The 18,146-nt window shown below is 46.0% G+C and carries 19 protein-coding genes; 9 read left to right on the forward strand and 10 right to left on the reverse strand.

Features of this window, described 5'->3' with window-relative positions:
- Window positions 1-24: 24 nt before the first annotated feature.
- The 10 genes from ACO0LB_RS17405 to ACO0LB_RS17450 all read right to left on the reverse strand — a co-directional run bounded on the left by ACO0LB_RS17405 (window position 25) and on the right by ACO0LB_RS17450 (window position 6,586).
- Complete coding sequence (locus tag ACO0LB_RS17405) at window positions 25-948, reverse strand: cobalamin-binding protein (protein WP_423051375.1); 924 nt, start codon at window positions 946-948, stop codon at window positions 25-27.
- The gene (gene panC, locus ACO0LB_RS17410; protein ID WP_423051377.1) at window positions 948-1,787 is read right to left on the reverse strand and encodes a pantoate--beta-alanine ligase; all 840 of its coding nucleotides are present in this window, start codon (window positions 1,785-1,787) and stop codon (window positions 948-950) included. The genes ACO0LB_RS17405 and panC overlap by 1 nt, the downstream gene beginning before the upstream one ends.
- 37 nt (window positions 1,788-1,824) lie before the next feature.
- A complete protein-coding gene (locus tag ACO0LB_RS17415) occupies window positions 1,825-2,679 on the reverse strand; it encodes a segregation and condensation protein A (RefSeq protein WP_423051379.1) in 855 nt (284 codons plus the stop codon).
- A gap of 20 nt (window positions 2,680-2,699) precedes the next feature.
- Window positions 2,700-2,909, reverse strand: coding sequence for a DUF3460 family protein (locus ACO0LB_RS17420; RefSeq protein ID WP_423051381.1), 210 nt, complete (start codon window positions 2,907-2,909; stop codon window positions 2,700-2,702).
- Window positions 2,910-3,029: 120 nt separating this feature from the next.
- On the reverse strand, window positions 3,030-3,611 hold the full coding sequence (locus ACO0LB_RS17425) for a TIGR00730 family Rossman fold protein (RefSeq protein WP_423051383.1): 582 nt from the start codon (window positions 3,609-3,611) through the stop codon (window positions 3,030-3,032).
- Complete coding sequence (locus ACO0LB_RS17430) at window positions 3,608-4,279, reverse strand: TetR/AcrR family transcriptional regulator (protein WP_423051385.1); 672 nt, start codon at window positions 4,277-4,279, stop codon at window positions 3,608-3,610. Before ACO0LB_RS17430 ends, ACO0LB_RS17425 begins: the two co-directional genes overlap by 4 nt.
- 63 nt (window positions 4,280-4,342) lie before the next feature.
- The gene (locus tag ACO0LB_RS17435; protein WP_423051387.1) at window positions 4,343-4,807 is read right to left on the reverse strand and encodes an RDD family protein; all 465 of its coding nucleotides are present in this window, start codon (window positions 4,805-4,807) and stop codon (window positions 4,343-4,345) included.
- An 83-nt stretch (window positions 4,808-4,890) separates the two neighbouring features.
- Window positions 4,891-5,598, reverse strand: coding sequence for a DUF3106 domain-containing protein (locus tag ACO0LB_RS17440; RefSeq protein ID WP_423051389.1), 708 nt, complete (start codon window positions 5,596-5,598; stop codon window positions 4,891-4,893).
- Between the two features lie 2 nt (window positions 5,599-5,600).
- Entirely contained in the window at window positions 5,601-6,017 is a 417-nt protein-coding gene (locus tag ACO0LB_RS17445; RefSeq protein ID WP_423051391.1) for a DUF3619 family protein, read from the reverse strand.
- Window positions 6,014-6,586 (reverse strand): RNA polymerase sigma factor, encoded by a 573-nt coding sequence (locus tag ACO0LB_RS17450; RefSeq protein WP_423051393.1) that lies wholly within the window; start codon window positions 6,584-6,586, stop codon window positions 6,014-6,016. Before ACO0LB_RS17450 ends, ACO0LB_RS17445 begins: the two co-directional genes overlap by 4 nt.
- 517 nt (window positions 6,587-7,103) lie before the next feature.
- Between ACO0LB_RS17450 and ACO0LB_RS17455 the strand changes: the two genes are divergently transcribed.
- From ACO0LB_RS17455 to ACO0LB_RS17495, 9 genes are all read left to right on the forward strand, one after another.
- Window positions 7,104-8,819: an acetolactate synthase 3 catalytic subunit gene (locus ACO0LB_RS17455; RefSeq protein WP_423051394.1), complete on the forward strand. Its 1,716-nt coding sequence runs from the start codon at window positions 7,104-7,106 to the stop codon at window positions 8,817-8,819.
- Between the two features lies 1 nt (window position 8,820).
- Window positions 8,821-9,312, forward strand: coding sequence for an acetolactate synthase small subunit (gene ilvN / locus ACO0LB_RS17460; RefSeq protein WP_423051396.1), 492 nt, complete (start codon window positions 8,821-8,823; stop codon window positions 9,310-9,312).
- Window positions 9,313-9,371: 59 nt separating this feature from the next.
- Complete coding sequence (gene ilvC / locus ACO0LB_RS17465) at window positions 9,372-10,388, forward strand: ketol-acid reductoisomerase (protein ID WP_423051398.1); 1,017 nt, start codon at window positions 9,372-9,374, stop codon at window positions 10,386-10,388.
- 319 nt (window positions 10,389-10,707) lie between these two features.
- Window positions 10,708-11,427 carry an SIMPL domain-containing protein gene (locus ACO0LB_RS17470; protein ID WP_423051400.1) on the forward strand — a complete coding sequence of 240 codons (720 nt, stop codon included), beginning with the start codon at window positions 10,708-10,710 and terminating at the stop codon, window positions 11,425-11,427.
- A 129-nt stretch (window positions 11,428-11,556) separates the two neighbouring features.
- Entirely contained in the window at window positions 11,557-12,414 is an 858-nt protein-coding gene (pssA, locus tag ACO0LB_RS17475) for a CDP-diacylglycerol--serine O-phosphatidyltransferase (RefSeq protein ID WP_423051402.1), read from the forward strand.
- Between the two features lie 357 nt (window positions 12,415-12,771).
- On the forward strand, window positions 12,772-14,310 hold the full coding sequence (locus ACO0LB_RS17480) for a 2-isopropylmalate synthase (RefSeq protein ID WP_423051404.1): 1,539 nt from the start codon (window positions 12,772-12,774) through the stop codon (window positions 14,308-14,310).
- Between the two features lie 116 nt (window positions 14,311-14,426).
- Entirely contained in the window at window positions 14,427-14,696 is a 270-nt protein-coding gene (gene rpsO / locus ACO0LB_RS17485) for a 30S ribosomal protein S15 (protein ID WP_423051406.1), read from the forward strand.
- Window positions 14,697-14,904: 208 nt separating this feature from the next.
- Window positions 14,905-17,031, forward strand: coding sequence for a polyribonucleotide nucleotidyltransferase (gene pnp, locus ACO0LB_RS17490; RefSeq protein WP_423051408.1), 2,127 nt, complete (start codon window positions 14,905-14,907; stop codon window positions 17,029-17,031).
- Window positions 17,032-17,135: 104 nt separating this feature from the next.
- Window positions 17,136-18,116, forward strand: a complete 981-nt coding sequence (locus ACO0LB_RS17495; RefSeq protein ID WP_423051410.1) for an NAD(P)H-quinone oxidoreductase — start codon at window positions 17,136-17,138, stop codon at window positions 18,114-18,116.
- Window positions 18,117-18,146: the final 30 nt, after the last annotated feature.

Raw genomic sequence — 18,146 nt, forward strand, 5'->3', positions numbered from 1 at the left:
TCAGGCATTCCTTCAATGAGTCCTTTATGATTGATTCATTGACTTGCTACGAGCGACGGTGAGATGTTTGCATAGTATTTCTGTGCCATCCAGTATGCGCGGCCCCGCGCGATTGAGAAGATCGGCTTTGATCGTATAAAACTGCTGTTTCCGCACGGCGGTCAGCACCGGAAATGCCAACCAGTCCTGCAGTGCCTCCGTCGACTCGCCGGTAGTCAGCATGACATCGGGATTCGCGGCCAGCACCGCTTCAGTGGTAATTGTAGAACTGAGTTCCTTGAGTTTGCCAAACACGTTTCTACCACCACATAAACGGATTGCGCTTGATACCATATGATCGTCATTCAGTGTCATCAGGGGTTTGCGTACCATCTGATAAAACACACTGATGGGTTTGCTGGAAGCTGGTTGATAGGTTTTGCGCAAACCATCCAGACGTTTGCGAAATGCATCGGCAGCTGGTTTACCTACGGCGCTGGTGCCAGCGAGTATGGAAAAACGTTCCAGTGAAGTGGCGATCATTTCAAAATCATGTGGCTCGCTTTCAAATACAGTGATGTGATTCTGCCGTAACTTATTCGCCAGAATTTTTGCATTTCCTGTACCCCAGATGATGACCAGATCTGGCTTGAGTGCCAGCAGACGTTCAAGGTCTAGAGCAAAAATATTGCCGATCGATGGTAGTTTTTTTGCCGCTTCCGGGTAATCGCTGTAATCCGTGACTGCCACAATATTTTTGCCTGCTCCAGCTTCAAACAGTAACTCCGTGATGTGTGGAGCCAGGCTGACGATGCGTTGTGCGGGCTGCGCCAGACTGACCTGGCGCTGAGCATCATCTAACACCGTGACGGCCGCTTCACAGCGTTGCGCTGGCATGGTAAGCACCAGCGCAACGCTGCTGACTATACAGGCCATCCTGGCAAGTGAGGCCGCACGGTGAAGTAACATCAGATTTCCAGATTGTCGATCAAACGCGTGCCGCCGAGCTTGGCTGCCGCCACGACGACCAGCGGCGCTTTTTGTGCAATGTCGCCAGCAGATGGCGGTTGCAGATCTGCCTGTTTGCGGATGGAAATATAGTCGGGCTTCCAATGACGGTCTGCCAGTTTGCTCATGGCCTGGCGTTCCAGCTCAAACATATCAAGATGGCCGGCACGCACTTCGGCAGCCACTTCATTCAATACCCGATACAGAACAGGCGCTTCGGCACGCTCTTCGGGCGACAGATACATATTGCGCGATGACAGTGCCAAACCGTCTTCTGCACGATAAGTATCGGCCGCGATAATTTCTGTGGGCAGCGCAAACTGTTTGCTCATATTGCGGATGATCATCAGTTGTTGGTAATCCTTTTTACCAAATACGGCGACACGTGGTTGTACGCAGGAAAATAACTTCAAAACCACTGTCGTCACGCCGGTAAAAAATCCCGGACGGAATTCACCTTCGAGGATATTGCCCAAATCATCCGGTGGACGTACACGATACTCTTGTGGTTCCGGGTACAAGTCTTTTTCTGTAGGCGCGAACAAGACATACACGCCTTCTTTTTCCAGCTTCTCAACATCCGCCTGGAATGTGCGAGGATATTTGTCAAAGTCTTCATTGGGGCCGAATTGCAGACGATTCACAAAAATGGAGGCAACGACGGGGTCTCCATGTTTTTTTGCCATACGCATCAGAGACAGGTGGCCTTCGTGTAAATTGCCCATGGTCGGCACAAATGCGGTACGCAACTGACCACGTAACTGATCACGTAATTCTTCAATGGAGGAGATAATTTTCATGACAAATAGGAATGAGAGGTAAGTGTCGTCGGCTGGATCAATTGGGTGAATAAGCAAGACGCACATAAATGGGAGCAAATGCTTCCGCTTGAGTGATTTCGATCAAGGTTTCTTTGGCTAGTTCCAGCAATGCGACAAAATTGACAACCAATACCGGTGCCCCCCGGCTTGGATCAAACAAATCTGAAAATTCAACGAACTTGGCCGACTGCAATTTACGCAGAATACCGGACATATGCTCACGTACGGATAATTCTTCACGGCTGATCTTATGATGTGCAACCAATGTCGCTCTTTTCAGAACATCTGCCCAGGCGGCCTGGAGGTCGGCCACATCCACATGTGGCCAGTGCAATACCGTATTTTGTTCGACATAGACCTGCGCATGCAAAAAATCTCGACCTAGTTGCGGAATCGCATTCAGATCATAGGCGGCCAGTTTCATTTGCTCGTATTCGAGTAGACGACGTACCAGTTCCGCGCGTGGATCATCCGCTTCGTCACTAAGGTTGTTTTTGGTCGAGGGAAGCAACATGCGTGATTTAATTTCTATCAGCATGGCTGCCATCAGCAGATATTCTGCAGCAAGTTCCAGATTATGTTCGCGAATCTGATCAACGTATTTCAGGTATTGCAATGTGACTTGCGCCATTGGAATATCGAGAATATTGAAATTCTGCTTGCGGATCAGATACAGTAATAAATCCAGAGGGCCTTCGAATGCTTCCAGAAAAATTTCCAGCGCATCTGGCGGAATGTAGAGGTCATTCGGTAATTTGAACAGCGGCTCGCCGTACAATTTGGCAAACGCCAGACCGTCGACAGTATCAGGCGTGCTATCGGTAACGCCAACCAGCGGAAGTTCGGTTGGCGGTAGTACCTTGGTGTTCACGGTGCGCTCTGAAAAGAGGCTTAGCCTTTGTTCTGATAAACGTAAGGCTGTTGGGCAACGCGTGACTCAAGGTTGCGCTGTTGTGTATCCAGATCCAATGGCGCTTTATCCCACAACAAGGCGCGGCCATCACGCTGGCTCTGTTCCAATTTAGGGTTGGCTTGTTTCAAATTTTTGATGAAGTTGGTTGCTTCAGATTCGTACAGGGAGAATTGCTTGGAAAATTTCATGATTTGAAATAAACACTTAAAAGAACGATTAAAGCGGCATTTTACTCTGTATTTGTCACAAAACCGTATGCGATCATAATCAATAAGCCTCTCAGGCAACATTACGATCGCTTTTCTGTTTTACAGATCGCTGCTTGTCAGCCATTTTTGATGAGGCTGGGGTTTGTGATGCGTAAATTTTTCTAATAATTGATCAGGATCGGTTTCTGCATACAGCAGCTTCAGATGACTGTCGCGCAAAAAGCCTTGCTGACTGGTTTCTTGCAAAAATGCGAGAAGCGTATCGTAAAAACCATTGATATTGAATAAGCCCAGAGGTTTGTCATGAAAACCCAATTGCGACCAGGTAAATATCTCAAACAACTCTTCGAGCGTGCCAATGCCACCAGGCATGGCGATAAAAGCATCCGATCGTTCTGCCATCAACGCTTTTCGTTCATGCATATTGCTTACTACATGCAATTGACTTAATTCGACGTGACCCACTTCTTTATCCATTAACGCTTTTGGGATGACGCCAGTGACATGGCCTCCCAGACGTAATACTTCGTCTGCAATGATGCCCATCAAGCCTACGTTGCCACCGCCATACACCAAGCCCAGCTTCTTGTTGACCAGTGCCGCTGCCAATTGACGGGCGCCCGCTGCATAGGCCGGATTAATTCCGGCAGACGAGCCGCAGTAAACGCAGATGGCTTTCATGCGTGACTCATTTTCCGTAAGTAATCATCTGATAGCTGTTCAAATACCCGTTTAGTTTCACCGCGTAAATAGGGGCTAATCAGGACGATGACCTGATAGCAGCCGCGCGCCAACGACTCCGACATGGTTTGTAGTTCAGTGTATTTTCGCGGATTGCGTACGTATTCGTAAGATAGCCAGTAAGTCGCTACGACGACCATGTTGGTTGCCAGTGCATCAATGGCGATATCAGTCGCTTCAAATTCACCGTCAGCGCGCAAACCAATACATAGTTCGGTGGCGACTTTAATTTTATGATGAAGAATTTCCTTGAAATTCAGTTCCAGCTTGCGATTTCTTGAAAGCAGGTCATTCAGGTCGCGATAAAAGAAGCGATAGCGCCATACCAGTTCGAATGTGAGGTGCAGGTAGGTCCAGATATCCTGAATATTGGCTTTACGACCTTCAGGAAACGCTAATTTTTTATTAATTTCCGATTCAAACTGTACGAAAATCGAATTCACGATATCGTCTTTGTTCCGGAAATGGTAATACAGGTTACCAGGGGAGATATTCATCTCTTCCGCAATCACGGTTGTCGTGATATTTGGTTCGCCAAACTCATTAAACAGGCGTAGAGATAATTCTAAAATGCGTTCTCTGGTGCGACGAGGAGCTTTATGTTGCATGTCATTCTTCTCGATAAATTATTTCATAAGAATAACATTGATTAGTCCAACATTTAAACTGGTCTATGTACTTGCTTGCTTTTCTATGGCAGATGGAATGTGAACTAATCTAGTTTTAGCTAGTCGATCATGTAAAAATTGTCCGTTTTTATCCAGCCTGGCAGTCATGGCCCAGCCTGCAATGCCAATTGCCACCGTGACCATCATTGGCCATTCTTTCAGCCCGAGCTGGTAAGCGATACCCATGGCCGGTAAAAACCACATCAGCGACAAGCAATATCGGACAATCGCTTTGATGACGGGTAGTTTCCCACCATCCAGATCCGTGACGCGAATACGCCAAGTTTGCATGGCGAGGGTTTGCCCACTGCGACTCCAGCAAAATACAAAATAACAGCCAACCACCAGAAATAACCAGAATTGGCGTAAATGCCTGAGCATGAGTGCGTGTTTGCTTTGAGTAATTACATCAAACAAAAAGCTCGCAACGAATACAATGCCAAATAACAGCATTGCTTCGTAGACCATGCAAATGAGTCTGCAGCGTAATAAGGGGGCTTGCAATGATGCTTGTGTATCCGTAGTCACGTTTTATTGGTGTTTTATTGCGTTTATTTGGCAACTGTTTGCGAAGCCGCAGCAGGTGTCGTTGCAGAAGCTGGCTCAGGTATTGCCTGCGTTGCGGAAGCTGGAGTGGCTACGGCATTGCTGGCTGGCACAGCGACAACTGGGGCTATTGGCTTTGCAACCGGTGCGACTGGGTTGGACGCAAGTGGCTTGGGGCCAGTTTTCAGTGGCGCTAAAATGGGTTGGTTTTTCAACGCATCTGTTGATAAATTAGTCAGGCTTTTCTTTTTATTATGCTCGGTTGCCAGACGTTTTTTTTCTTCTTCGCTCAGCTGTTGGTATTGCTGCCACTGCGCCGACCTTTGTTCTGGTTTGACCTGCTTTGCATTGGCAAAATTTTCTCTTGCTGCCATGCGTTGTTCTGGCGTTAATTTTACCCAGTCGCGCATGCGCTCCTGCATACGCAACTGCTCATCCGGCTTCATTGCAGCGTAACGATTGGCTATTTCCAGCCATTTTTTCTTGTTCAGCTCATGCAACTTATCCCATTCCGTTACCAGTGGAGAAAGTGCTTGCTTTTGCGTCTGCGTCAATTCACTCCAAAGCGGTTTTGACACGATTGGAGCCGTTGCTGTCGTTTTGCCGGATGCCAAGGGAAGACTGGGTGCCGACGTACCACCAGCAATCGCATAGTGAATGCTGGTAGCTGTCAAAATCAGAAAAGGAATATAACGTTTTATCTGAAGCCGCACGCTTACTCCTCCGCTTTATTTAAATAAGCAGAAAAGCCTGTATCGATATAGGCGGCTGGCGGCAATTCGTCTACTAACACGGCAGTATCAATGTCAGCCAATTCATTAATATTTTGCTGCTGCTCATATTCATAAATGCCAATCAATCCGGCGACAAGCACCAGAAGGGGGAGTGCGATGCCAAATTTGCCCATCCAGGAACCTGGCCCTTTAAATGCAAAGCCACCTGCGCTTGCAAGCACACCCCTGAATGCCAGTACGCTAGCAGGCGCCTCTGTTTTTTTGCGTGCCAGTGCTATTTTCCTTGCCTGAGCAAGTCTGTCCAGTGCTGGTTCCGGTATGTTTTCTGTGGCCTCATTCAGAGCCCTCCGGACTTTGTACGCAAAATCAAGATCGCTTGCTTCTTTTGAGTAGTTCATAGCTGTATTCCTTTAGCCTTGAGTGATTCGGCCAATGCGTGGGTTGCCCGTGAGCAGTGTGTCTTGACGCTCCCTTCAGAACATCCCATTGCGGCAGCAGTTTCTGCCACATCCATGTCTTCCCAATAACGCATGAGGAACGCTTCTCGTTGACGTCCGGGAAGTTTTTTTATCTCATCGTCAATAATATTTAAAACTTGCTCCCGTTCAATTTTATCTGCGCTCGATTCCGATGCTTCCGAACCTTCTTCTGCTGAATAACTTTCTAATAAATCAAAATTATCGTCATCTTGGTTATTAGCAGGGGTAATGCTTGAAAAGAGGCTCACCCAAGTGTTCCGGACTTTTTCTCGGCGGAAGAAATCGAGAATCGTATTTTGTAAAATTCGTTGAAACAGCATAGGGAATTCGGCAGCGGGCTTGTCGCCGTATTTTTCCGAGAGCTTGATCATTGCTTCCTGCACGATGTCGAGTGCAGATTCTTCGTTGCGCACGGTGTACAAAGCATGTTTGTATGCCCGTCGCTCAACATTTTCAAGGAAGTTTGATAATTCTTTGTCTGTGGCCATTGTTGGCTTGCGTTACTTAATTATTGCTACTGAGGCAAACGTCTTGCCGGGTAGCTTTTGTCTGCGAATTGAATTCAAAAATGCGCACATCCTAGCAAAATTACCTCCTGATGTCCTTATTTTTGTATTGTGGGGCTTTGTACGGAAAGATTATTTTTGTATTGGATGAGAATTTTCCTTGACCAAATTGGTGCGACGCAGTACCGTACCAGTCCGCTCTAAAATCTTAGTGCGTGAAATGCTCGATTGGATCAGCTCACAATGCTGTCGCCATAGAGTGCGCTTTAAAGAAGCTGTTTGTTCTGACCCATGCCACAAGCGTGAGATATTTATCTTTGCAATACCTTGTCACTGACTGAACGAGTGCCCTAAGCATTTTTTAGAAGCTTGCCCAACGGGCATGTGACGTAAAAAATGTGAAATCACATAAAGGAATGTCAGTATCCCGGATTTGTCAGGTGATATCGCCAGGAAAGAACATCCGATCAATCTCCTATGGACCTTGAAAGGACAATAAATGAACTCAGAATTTACAGGCGCAGAGATACTTGTTAAGTGTCTTGCCGAAGAGGGTGTGGAGCACGTTTTCGGATATCCGGGCGGTGCCGTACTCTATATCTATGATGCGATTTACAATCAGGACAAGTTTCAACACATCCTGGTTCGCCATGAGCAGGCTGCTATTCATGCTGCCGATGCTTATTCCCGTTCTTCCAATAAAGTAGGTGTGGCTCTTGTTACTTCCGGTCCAGGTGTTACCAATGCGGTGACAGGATTGGCTACTGCCTACATGGATTCCATTCCTATGGTCGTGATCTCTGGTCAGGTGCCGAGTGCCGTTATCGGTCAGGATGCCTTCCAGGAGTGCGATACAGTAGGTATTACCCGTCCTTGTGTAAAACACAATTTCCTGGTGAAGGATGTCAGGGATTTGGCGGAAACGGTTAAAAAAGCGTTTTTCATTGCAACGACCGGCAGACCCGGTCCGGTACTGGTTGATATTCCTAAGGATATCAGCATGCATAAAACGACTTACAGTTATCCAAAAGAAGTAGAAATGCGCTCTTACAAGCCTGTCGACAAAGGACATGCTGGGCAAATTCGCAAGGCTGTGCAGTTATTGCTGCAAGCAGAACGTCCAATGATTTATACCGGAGGCGGGGTCATTCTTGCTCATGCCGCTCCAGAATTAAACAAGTTGGTTGATGCTCTGGGGTTCCCCTGTACAAATACGCTGATGGGTTTGGGTGCCTATCGCGCCAGTGACGATAAGTTCGTTGGCATGCCTGGTATGCATGGCACATACGAAGCCAATATGGCGATGCAACACTGTGATGTGTTGATCGCGATTGGTGCTCGTTTTGATGATCGCGTCATCGGCAATCCCAAACATTTTTCCGCAACTCCTCGTAAAATTATTCACATTGATATTGATCCCTCTTCTATTTCCAAGAGGGTCAAAGTTGACATTCCTATTGTTGGTAATGTCAAAGATGTGTTGCAGGAAATGTTGTCCCAGCTTGCGGCGATTGATGTTCGCCCAGATCAAAAGGCTCTTGCCAGCTGGTGGAAGCAAATCAATGAGTGGCGTGGTCGTGAATGTTTGAAATACGCTACCTCAAATGAAGTGATTAAACCTCAGTCTGTAGTTGAGAAGGTCTGGGAAGTAACTAACGGCGATGCTTTCGTTACTTCTGACGTCGGTCAGCACCAGATGTGGGCAGCACAATACTATCGCTTTGATAAACCTCGTCGCTGGATTAATTCTGGTGGCCTGGGAACAATGGGCGTGGGTTTGCCTTATGCGATGGGCGTGCAGATGGCCAACCCTGACGCAACAGTGGCTTGTATCACTGGTGAGGCGTCGATACAGATGTGTATCCAAGAATTGGCTACTTGCAAGCAGTATCACTTGACACCAAAAATCATTTTGTTAAATAACCGTTTCCTTGGAATGGTAAGGCAGTGGCAACAAATTGATTATGGTTCACGCTACTCCGAGTCCTATATGGATTCACTGCCTGATTTCACTAAACTAGTGGAGTCGTACGGTCATGTCGGTATGAAAATCGAAAATCCAGCTGATGTTGATGGCGCCGTACGAGAAGCTTTCGGCATGAAAGATCGTCTGGTGTTCATGAATTTCATTACAGATCAAACCGAAAATGTCTGGCCTATGGTGAAAGCAGGTAAAGGACTGACAGAGATGTTGCTTGGCTCGGAGGATCTATAACATGAGACATATTATTTCCATTTTGCTCGAAAATGAGGCAGGTGCATTATCTCGTGTTGTTGGATTGTTTTCTGCGCGTGGTTACAACATTGAAACACTGACTGTTGCTCCGACTGAAGATGCAACATTGTCTCGAATGACTATCGTCACATCAGGCTCTGATGACATTATCGAGCAGATTACGAAACACCTGAATCGTTTGATTGAAGTCGTCAAGGTTGTGGATTTGACCGAAGGTGCTCATATTGAGCGTGAACTGATGTTGATTAAAGTCCGTGCCGTAGGTAAAGAGCGTGAAGAAATGAAACGTACCGCGGACATTTTCCGTGGTCGCATCATTGATGTTACTGAGAAGACTTACACAATAGAGTTGACTGGCAACAAGGGAAAGCTGGATGCATTTATCGACTCGATAGATCGTGCGGCGATTCTGGAAACGGTCAGGACCGGTGGTTCAGGAATTGGGCGCGGTGAGCGCATCCTTAAAGTATAAAACGTTGTTTGTCACGCGTTTTTAACATACAAAATCATTCAAATTTAATAGGATACAAAATGAAAGTTTTTTACGATAAAGATTGTGATCTGTCTCTGATCAAAGGTAAAAATGTTGCCATCATCGGTTATGGTTCCCAAGGTCATGCGCACGCACAAAATCTGAACGACTCCGGTTGTAACGTGACGGTTGCTTTGCGTAAAGGTGGTGCATCATGGTCTAAAGCTGAAGGCGCTGGTCTGAAAGTTGCTGAAGTAAATGATGCTGTTAAAGCTGCTGACGTCATCATGATTTTGCTGCCTGACGAAAATATCGCTCAGGTGTACAACGAAAACGTTGCTCCTCATGCTAAGCAAGGCGCTGTATTGGCCTTTGCTCATGGCTTTAATGTTCACTACGGCCAAGTTGTTCCGCGTGCCGATTTGGACGTCATCATGATTGCTCCAAAAGCGCCTGGCCATACAGTGCGTGGCACATACGCTCAAGGTGGCGGTGTTCCTCATCTGATCGCTGTGTATCAGGATAAGTCTGGTTCTGCCCGTGATATCGCTTTGTCTTATGCGATGGCGAATGGCGGTGGTCGTGCTGGTATCATCGAAACTAACTTCCGTGAAGAAACAGAAACAGATTTGTTTGGTGAACAAGCTGTGTTGTGCGGTGGAGCCGTTGAACTGATTAAAGCTGGTTTCGAAACTCTGGTCGAAGCTGGTTATGCGCCAGAAATGGCTTATTTCGAATGTTTGCATGAATTGAAACTGATCGTTGATTTGATCTATGAAGGCGGCATCGCTAACATGAACTACTCGATCTCTAATAATGCAGAGTACGGTGAATATGTAACAGGTCCACGTGTTGTGACTGAAGATACTAAAAATGCGATGCGCCAATGTTTGAAAGATATTCAGACTGGCGAATACGCGAAGAGCTTCATTCTGGAAAATAAAGCAGGTGCACCTACTTTGATTTCCCGCCGTCGTTTGACTGCAGAACATCAAATCGAAGAAGTCGGTGCAAAATTGCGCGCAATGATGCCTTGGATCGCAAAAAATAAATTAGTAGATCAATCTAAGAACTAATTCTGTTGATTATTGATAGAGGGCATTACTTCACTTTTATAAGTTGAAGTAATGCAATATAAAAAGTCGCCCTTGTGGCGACTTTTTATATTGTGGTCTTAAGAATAATAATAGAATGTGTCAGTACTTGTGCAAAACCGCCCCGGCGACGTTATGGCTCCTTATCGTAGCGCTTGTACAAACCGTACGGCCTTCATGACATGCCTTGCTGCGGTAATTTTGCGTAAATTTTATGTGTTTTGTTTATGTATGAATTAGTCAGAACTATAAGCAGGCTTATTGTTAAAATATACACTGGAGTAAATATATGCGTTCATTGATGCAAATCATTTTTTCTACTCTCGTTATGGTAACCCTGCCTGTGTATTCTCAGAACGTGAGTGGTGCCTTGGTTAATATAGCAGGGCATGCAAATATCAATGTTGACAATGATCTGGCGATAGCCAGTTTTTTTATCGAAGAGCAGGATAAGGATAAGTCAGTTGCGGCATCTCGCGTCAATCAGAAAATGAAGCAGGGCGTTGACTCAATCAAAAAAGAGGATGCTCAGGCGCAGCTAGCAACGCGGGGATATTACTCATATCCGGTATATTCAGAAGAGGGCGGCTCTGCAGCCTCTCGGAAAAGACCGGTTATCGGTTGGCGTATTGGACAGTATCTCGATGTTAAAACCCAAAATCTGACGCAATTGCCATCCCTGGTTGCTATCGCACAAAAAAACTTGGCGCTGCATTCAATTAATTTTGGATTGTCCGATAAGTCTTTGGCAAAAATGGAACAGCTGAGGTTGGAGTTGAGTTATAAAAATTTACTGGAAAGAATCGAATTGCTGGCGAAAACGATGGGTCGTCGTCCTAGTGACGCAATCATAGAAAACCTGAGTGTCGATCAAGATGGAAGTCCTGCAATGCCATTTCAGGCAGATTCTATGAGCCTCAAAAGTGCTATGCGTGCGGAAGCAAATGCGACTGAACCAAGCTTTGAGCCAGGCACCACAAAAATTCAATCCAGAATGGTGGCTAATGTCAGAATTAAATGATATCCGTTGAGTGTGTGCATCATTGCAGCGCAGTTTGTCATCGGGACAATCAGGGTTATACTTCGCGTTTGTTACATCTTAATTACCCCCCGGTTTTCCGCATATTACGTTTTACTTTACTGAATTCGAATGTCATCATTTAATCGTCGCAAACCTAAAGGAAGTTTCAAGCCTTTCCCTAAGGGAATACGCAAAACTCAACAATTAAACGATGCGGAAATTACTCAGCCGATTGTGAAAAGACGCAGAGGTATTTATTTATTGCCGAATGCTTTTACAACGGCGGCCTTGTTTTGTGGTTTTTATGCCATTGTTATGGCGATGAATCAACGTTTTGATCAATCTGCTTTTGCTATTTTCATTGCAATGGTGCTTGATAGTCTGGATGGTAGAGTTGCCAGGATGACGAATACTCAGAGTGAATTTGGTGCTCAGTACGATAGCTTGTCCGATATGATTTCTTTTGGTGCTGCTCCGGCGCTGGTAGCGTACGAATGGTCGCTAAAAGGGATGGGGAAATTGGGTTGGTTGGCGGCATTCGTTTATTGCGCAGGAGCTGCTTTGCGACTCGCCCGTTTTAATACGAATATCGGTGTGGTGGATAAACGATATTTTCAAGGTTTGCCGAGTCCTGCGGCGGCTGCACTTGTGGCTGGGTTTGTGTTGCTGATGGAAGATCTTCAATTTGAAGGGCAGAGTTTGCGCTGGAGTGCTTGGTGCATTACTTTGTTCGCTGGGTTGACGATGGTGACGAACGTACCTTTTTATAGCTTTAAAGATATTAATTTACGTAAATCTGTGCCTTTTATCGCTCCATTTTTAGTTGTACTAGCATATGTCGGTATTGTTAGCGATCCTCCTAAAGTGTTATTCGGATTGTTCGTTTTGTATGGATTGTCTGGCTACGCTGTGTTGTTGTGGCGTTGGCGAAAAGGGCGTCCAATCAGTATTGTTCAGACCAGTGTAGATGTAAATGATGATAAGTAATTGATTGTTAGCATTAGTTGATTGCCCGTAATGTATGAAAACATTCCGGGCTTTTTATCTGAGTATTTTTAAAGCAGCTTCAAAATAGAAATTCTTGCGCTTTTAAGTGAACCCGCTTATAGTTAGGCAATGAACTTTCAAGTCAAATCCTTCGTAATATCAACTTTAGCAAGCACACGTTGCTTGCTATCGCTATTTGTATCTCTACTAGTGCGGTAACGCGCTAAACTCCCCTATCCCACAATTCGAGTAGTCCCATCATCCATGTGTGTTTTCGCAAGGATAGGATGAAGAGTATTCAGCAATCGTATCAACTTCGTTTTAAATACTGACAATCATTTTCTCAGGAGAAAAATTATGGCAGATAAACTCATCATATTTGACACTACATTACGTGACGGCGAACAATCACCTGGTGCATCAATGACCAAGGACGAAAAAATTCGCATCGCCAAGCAGTTGGAGCGCTTAAAGGTAGACGTAATCGAAGCAGGGTTTGCTGCAGCTTCTCCTGGCGATTTTGAGTCAATTAAGGCGATTGCCGCTACCATTAAGGATTCCGTAATTTGTTCTTTGTCGCGTGCTAACGATCGCGATATTGCACGTGCAGCGGAAGCGCTTGCTAGTGCGCAGCGCAAGCGAATTCACACTTTTATTGCGACATCGCCATTGCATATGGAAAAGAAATTGCGCATGTCTCCTGATCAGGTGTTGGAGCAGGCAATACAGGCCGTACGATATGCGCGGAACTTTACTGATGATGTTGAATTTAGTCCTGAAGATGGCAGTCGTTCCGATATGGATTTCTTGTGTCGCGTATTGGAAGCTGTCATCAAAGAGGGCGCGACTACAATTAATTTTGCCGATACAGTTGGATATGGTGTTCCCGAATTGTACGGCAATATGTTGAAAACCCTGCGTGAGCGTATTCCCAATTCGGATAAGGCTATCTGGTCAGTTCATTGTCACAATGACCTTGGGATGGCGGTTGCCAATTCGCTCGCGGGTGTGATGATAGGTGGGGCACGTCAGGTGGAATGTACTATCAATGGCCTCGGGGAGCGGGCCGGAAATACAGCTTTGGAAGAGATTGTGATGGCAATTCGTACTCGTAAAGATTACTTTAATCTTGATCTTGGTATTGATGCGACACAAATTGTTCCTGCGTCTAAATTGGTGTCGCAGATTACTGGTTTTGCCGTGCAGCCGAATAAAGCCGTGGTAGGTGCAAACGCTTTCGCCCACGCATCCGGTATTCATCAGGATGGTATTTTGAAAGCACGTGATACGTACGAAATCATGCGCGCTGAAGATGTGGGTTGGAGTGCGAACAAAATTGTTCTTGGTAAGTTATCTGGCCGAAATGCATTTAAGCAGCGCCTTGAAGAGTTAGGCATTTCCCTTGAGTCTGAAGCGGAAGTGAATGCGGCTTTCGCCCGCTTCAAAGAATTGGCAGATCGCAAATCTGAGATTTTTGACGAAGATATCCTTGCCTTGGTGTCCGATGAAGAGCATGCCAATGACAATGAAGCATTCCGCTTTGTATCATTGTCTCAGCATTCGGAAACGGGCGAATTGCCAATTGCCAAAGTCACGTTTTCCATGGAAGGTGCAGAAATGCATTGCGAAGCGAATGGAAATGGGCCGGTGGATGCCATCGTCAATGCTATTGAGTCAAAGGTGCAAAGTGGTGCGGAATTGTTATTGTTTTCCGTGAATGCGATTACGACAGGTACGCAATCTCAAGGTGAGGTGACGATGCGATTGTCTAAGTCGGGTCGTATTGTCAACGGCGTTGGCGCAGATCCTGATATTGTCGTCGCATCGGCAAAAGCATATTTGTCAGCATTGAATAAGCTGCAATCCAAATCTGAAAAATTGAATCCGCAAATTTGATTTGCGATTGTTTTTCATGTTATAGTCTTGGGTCCCGTTGTTTTGGCGGGACTCAACTCACGATAACGATGGTTAATGATTTTCATGACTATTGTCATCGCATGTAAAGGAATATTATGTCTATCGAAAAAAATGCAAAAGCCGCCATCGTTGCGGACAATGCGCGCGGTCAAAATGACACAGGCTCTCCAGAAGTTCAGGTTGCGTTGCTGACAGCGCGTATCAATGATCTGAATGGCCACTTCAAAGCACACTCTAAAGATCACCACTCTCGTCGTGGTCTGATTATGATGGTTAACCGTCGTAAAAGTCTGTTGTCTTACCTGAAAGGTAAAGACCTGAATCGCTACCGCGCATTGATCGAAAAACTCGGTTTGCGTAAGTAATTTTTGCGAATTTTTGCAAATAATTAATAAAAAGCCTGCGTCAGTTTACTGTCGCAGGCTTTTTGCATATGTAATGTGGCAATTGGTGTTGTGATTTTCTCGTTTTTTGAGGAAATGCTGAAATAGTAAAGGCAATCTTGACGGATTGCTTGCGGTGAGGTGAACGACAGCGCCTGAAAATCTGTCGGCAAAATAGAAAGGACACATTGTGTTTAATAAAGTTACGAAAACTTTCCAGTACGGTCAACATCAAGTGACACTGGAAACAGGCGAGATTGCTCGTCAGGCATCTGGAGCGGTTCTGGTATCGATCGAAGACACTGTTGTGTTGGCGACTGTTGTTGCGAAAAAAGATGCGAAACCAGGTCAGGATTTCTTTCCACTGACCGTTGACTACCTTGAAAAAACCTATGCTGCTGGTCGTATTCCTGGCGGTTTTTTCAAGCGTGAGGGTCGTCCATCTGAAAAAGAAACACTGACTTCCCGTTTGATCGACAGACCTATCCGTCCTTTGTTCCCAGAAGGTTATCTGAACGAAGTGCAGGTCATTGTGCATGTTTTGTCCGTTAATCCTGAAATTGATCCAGATATTGCTGCCATGATCGGCGCATCGGCTGCGATCTGTGTTTCCGGTATTCCATTCAGCGGTCCTGTTGGTGCTGCGCGTGTCGGTTATATCGATGGCCAATACGTACTGAATCCAACAGCAACTCAGTTAAAAACATCGGCAATGGATCTGGTTGTTGCTGGTACTGAGCAAGCTGTTTTGATGGTCGAATCTGAAGCGCAGCAATTATCCGAAGAAGTTATGCTGGGCGCTGTGGTGTATGGCCACGAGCAAATGAAGGCTGTGATTGATGCAATTCACGAATTGGTTCGTGATGGCGGCAAGCCTGAAGTTGAGTGGGCACCAGCTGCTAAAAATGAGTCTTTGATAGCTGCTGTCAGCGCAGTCGCCGAACCATTATTGCGCGCCGCCTATCAGACAAAAGAAAAACAAGCACGTACGCAATTGTTGAAGGATGCAACAGCGACAGTGAATGCGACTCTGGCTGAGCAAGCTGTGGCTAAAGGTGAGTCAGCTCCTGACTCATCTGAAGTTGGCAATATCCTGTTTGACTTGGAAGCCAAAATAGTTCGTTCTCAGATTCTCGAAGGTGAGCCTCGTATCGACGGTCGTGATACACGCACAGTACGTCCTATCTCGATCCGCACAGGAGTACTACCGCGCACTCATGGCACTGCTTTGTTCACCCGTGGTGAAACGCAAGCATTGGTGATCGCTACTTTGGGTACGGCACGTGACGAACAAAAGATCGATGCGTTGATGGGCGAATACTCAGATCGTTTCATGTTGCATTACAACATGCCTCCGTTTGCTACTGGTGAAACAGGTCGTGTCGGTACGCCTAAGCGTCGCGAAATCGGCCATGGTCGTTTGGCTAAACGTGCTTTGCAAGCAGCATTGCCGTCTCCGGAAGATTTTAGTTACTCCGTTCGCCTGGTGTCTGAAATCACTGAATCTAATGGTTCTTCTTCCATGGCGTCTGTTTGCGGTGGTTGCCTGGCTTTGCTGGATGCGGGTGTACCGATGAAGGCGCATGTTGCCGGTATCGCGATGGGTTTGATTAAAGATGGTAATAAATTTGCAGTGCTGACCGATATTCTGGGCGATGAAGATCACCTCGGCGATATGGACTTCAAAGTGGCTGGTACTGCTGAAGGTATTACTGCCTTGCAAATGGACATCAAAATCCAGGGTATTACAAAAGAAATCATGCAGGTCGCTTTGGCGCAAGCTAAAGAAGGTCGCGTACATATCCTCGCAAAAATGCAAGAGGCGGTACCGCATGGTAAGGCTGAATTGTCTGACTTCGCACCACGTCTGATTACAGTCAAAATTAATCCTGAAAAAATTCGTGATGTCATCGGAAAAGGTGGTGCGGTCATTCGTGCCCTGACTGAAGAGACGGGTACGCAAATCGATATCAGTGATGAAGGCGTTGTTACTATCGCTTCCGTTGATGCAGCAGCTGGTCAAGAAGCCAAGCGTCGCATCGAAGAATTGACGGCAGAAGTTGAAGTTGGCAAGGTATATGAAGGTACTGTGTTGAAGTTGTTGGACTTCGGTGCGATTGTTCAAATCATGCCAGGTAAAGATGGTTTGTTACACATCAGTCAGATCGCTAATGAGCGCGTGAATGCAGTTGCTGATTACCTCAAAGAAGGTCAGCAAGTGCGCGTTAAAGTGTTGGAGACGGATGATCGTGGTCGTTTCAAGTTATCCATGAAGGCAGCTGTTGCTGAAGGTGAGCAACCACAACAGCAACAATAAGTACAAAAGTACTTTGGTAGCTGATGAGTGATAAAACGCCTGTGTTTAACGCAGGCGTTTTTTTATTGTCATACAATATTTGCTTTCTCTGATGGAGTATGAATATGCGAGCAATTGAAATTTCCAGTTATGGTTCGCCAGAAGTATTGAAGTTATGTGAGCGTGAGCAACCTGTTCCAGGTAAGGGCGAGTTATTGATCAAAGTTCATGCTGCCGGGGTAAATCGGCCAGATGTGCTGCAGCGTCTTGGGTATTATCCTGTTCCTCCTGGAGCATCTGATTTGCCGGGGTTGGAGGTTGCGGGAGAAGTTGTGGCGGGTGATCTTGATGGTACTGGCTTTGATGTTGGTGATTCTGTGTGTGCACTCGTGCAAGGCGGTGGCTACGCAGAATATTGTGTTGCGCCTGTGGGGCAGTGTTTGCCTATTCCTGATGGTTTGTCGATGCTGGAAGCTGCATCGTTGCCGGAGACATATTTTACTGTCTGGAGTAACGTCTTCGATCGTGCGGGTTTGTTATCGGGAGAAACCTTGCTTGTACAAGGCGGAACCTCAGGTATTGGTGTGGCTGCAATACAAATTGCAAGAGCGATGGGAAACCGAGTTTTTGCGACTGCGGGTAGTGAAGAGAAGTGCCGCGCTACCGAGGCTCTTGGTGCTGAGAGGGGTATTAACTATAAAACGGAAGCTTTTCCAGAGGTTGTGAAGGAGTTGACCGCAGGTAAGGGTGTAGATGTAATTCTTGATATGGTGGCGGGTAATTATCTCCCTCTGGAAATCAATACGCTGGCAGACGATGGTCGTTTAGTGATTATTGCGTTGCTTGGTGGTGCAAAGTCTGAAATTGATCTTGGTCAGGTATTGCGCCGCCGCCTGACGATAACTGGCTCTACTCTTCGACCACGCTCTGTTGAGTTTAAGGCGAAGATCGCCCTTCGCTTGAGGGAGTATGTTTGGCCATTGCTAAAAAATAAAAAAATTATTCCGGTTATCCATCATGTTTTTTCATTGGAGCAGGCGGCTCAGGCGCATGCAATGATGGAGAGTGGGCAGCATATCGGAAAGATTATGTTGCAATTAATTTGATTAAGGTTGGTATCCTAGTTCTTTTGAGAG

This window comes from Undibacterium sp. SXout7W (assembly GCF_049339385.1).
In the GTDB taxonomy this organism is placed as follows: Bacteria; Pseudomonadota; Gammaproteobacteria; order Burkholderiales; family Burkholderiaceae_D; genus Undibacterium.

Bases quoted from the DNA above. Each gene is read 5' to 3' on its own strand.
- ACO0LB_RS17405 (WP_423051375.1), bottom strand. From the start codon at position 948: ATGTTACTTCACCGTGCGGCCTCACTTGCCAGGATGGCCTGTATAGTC.
- panC (WP_423051377.1), bottom strand. From the start codon at position 1,787: ATGAAAATTATCTCCTCCATTGAAGAATTACGTGATCAGTTACGTGGT.
- ACO0LB_RS17420 (WP_423051381.1), bottom strand. From the start codon at position 2,909: ATGAAATTTTCCAAGCAATTCTCCCTGTACGAATCTGAAGCAACCAAC.
- ACO0LB_RS17425 (WP_423051383.1), bottom strand. From the start codon at position 3,611: ATGAAAGCCATCTGCGTTTACTGCGGCTCGTCTGCCGGAATTAATCCG.
- ACO0LB_RS17430 (WP_423051385.1), bottom strand. From the start codon at position 4,279: ATGCAACATAAAGCTCCTCGTCGCACCAGAGAACGCATTTTAGAATTA.
- ACO0LB_RS17435 (WP_423051387.1), bottom strand. From the start codon at position 4,807: ATGGTCTACGAAGCAATGCTGTTATTTGGCATTGTATTCGTTGCGAGC.
- ACO0LB_RS17445 (WP_423051391.1), bottom strand. From the start codon at position 6,017: ATGAACTACTCAAAAGAAGCAAGCGATCTTGATTTTGCGTACAAAGTC.
- ACO0LB_RS17450 (WP_423051393.1), bottom strand. From the start codon at position 6,586: ATGGCCACAGACAAAGAATTATCAAACTTCCTTGAAAATGTTGAGCGA.
- ACO0LB_RS17455 (WP_423051394.1), top strand. From the start codon at position 7,104: ATGAACTCAGAATTTACAGGCGCAGAGATACTTGTTAAGTGTCTTGCC.
- ilvN (WP_423051396.1), top strand. From the start codon at position 8,821: ATGAGACATATTATTTCCATTTTGCTCGAAAATGAGGCAGGTGCATTA.
- ilvC (WP_423051398.1), top strand. From the start codon at position 9,372: ATGAAAGTTTTTTACGATAAAGATTGTGATCTGTCTCTGATCAAAGGT.
- ACO0LB_RS17470 (WP_423051400.1), top strand. From the start codon at position 10,708: ATGCAAATCATTTTTTCTACTCTCGTTATGGTAACCCTGCCTGTGTAT.
- pssA (WP_423051402.1), top strand. From the start codon at position 11,557: ATGTCATCATTTAATCGTCGCAAACCTAAAGGAAGTTTCAAGCCTTTC.
- ACO0LB_RS17480 (WP_423051404.1), top strand. From the start codon at position 12,772: ATGGCAGATAAACTCATCATATTTGACACTACATTACGTGACGGCGAA.
- rpsO (WP_423051406.1), top strand. From the start codon at position 14,427: ATGTCTATCGAAAAAAATGCAAAAGCCGCCATCGTTGCGGACAATGCG.
- ACO0LB_RS17495 (WP_423051410.1), top strand. From the start codon at position 17,136: ATGCGAGCAATTGAAATTTCCAGTTATGGTTCGCCAGAAGTATTGAAG.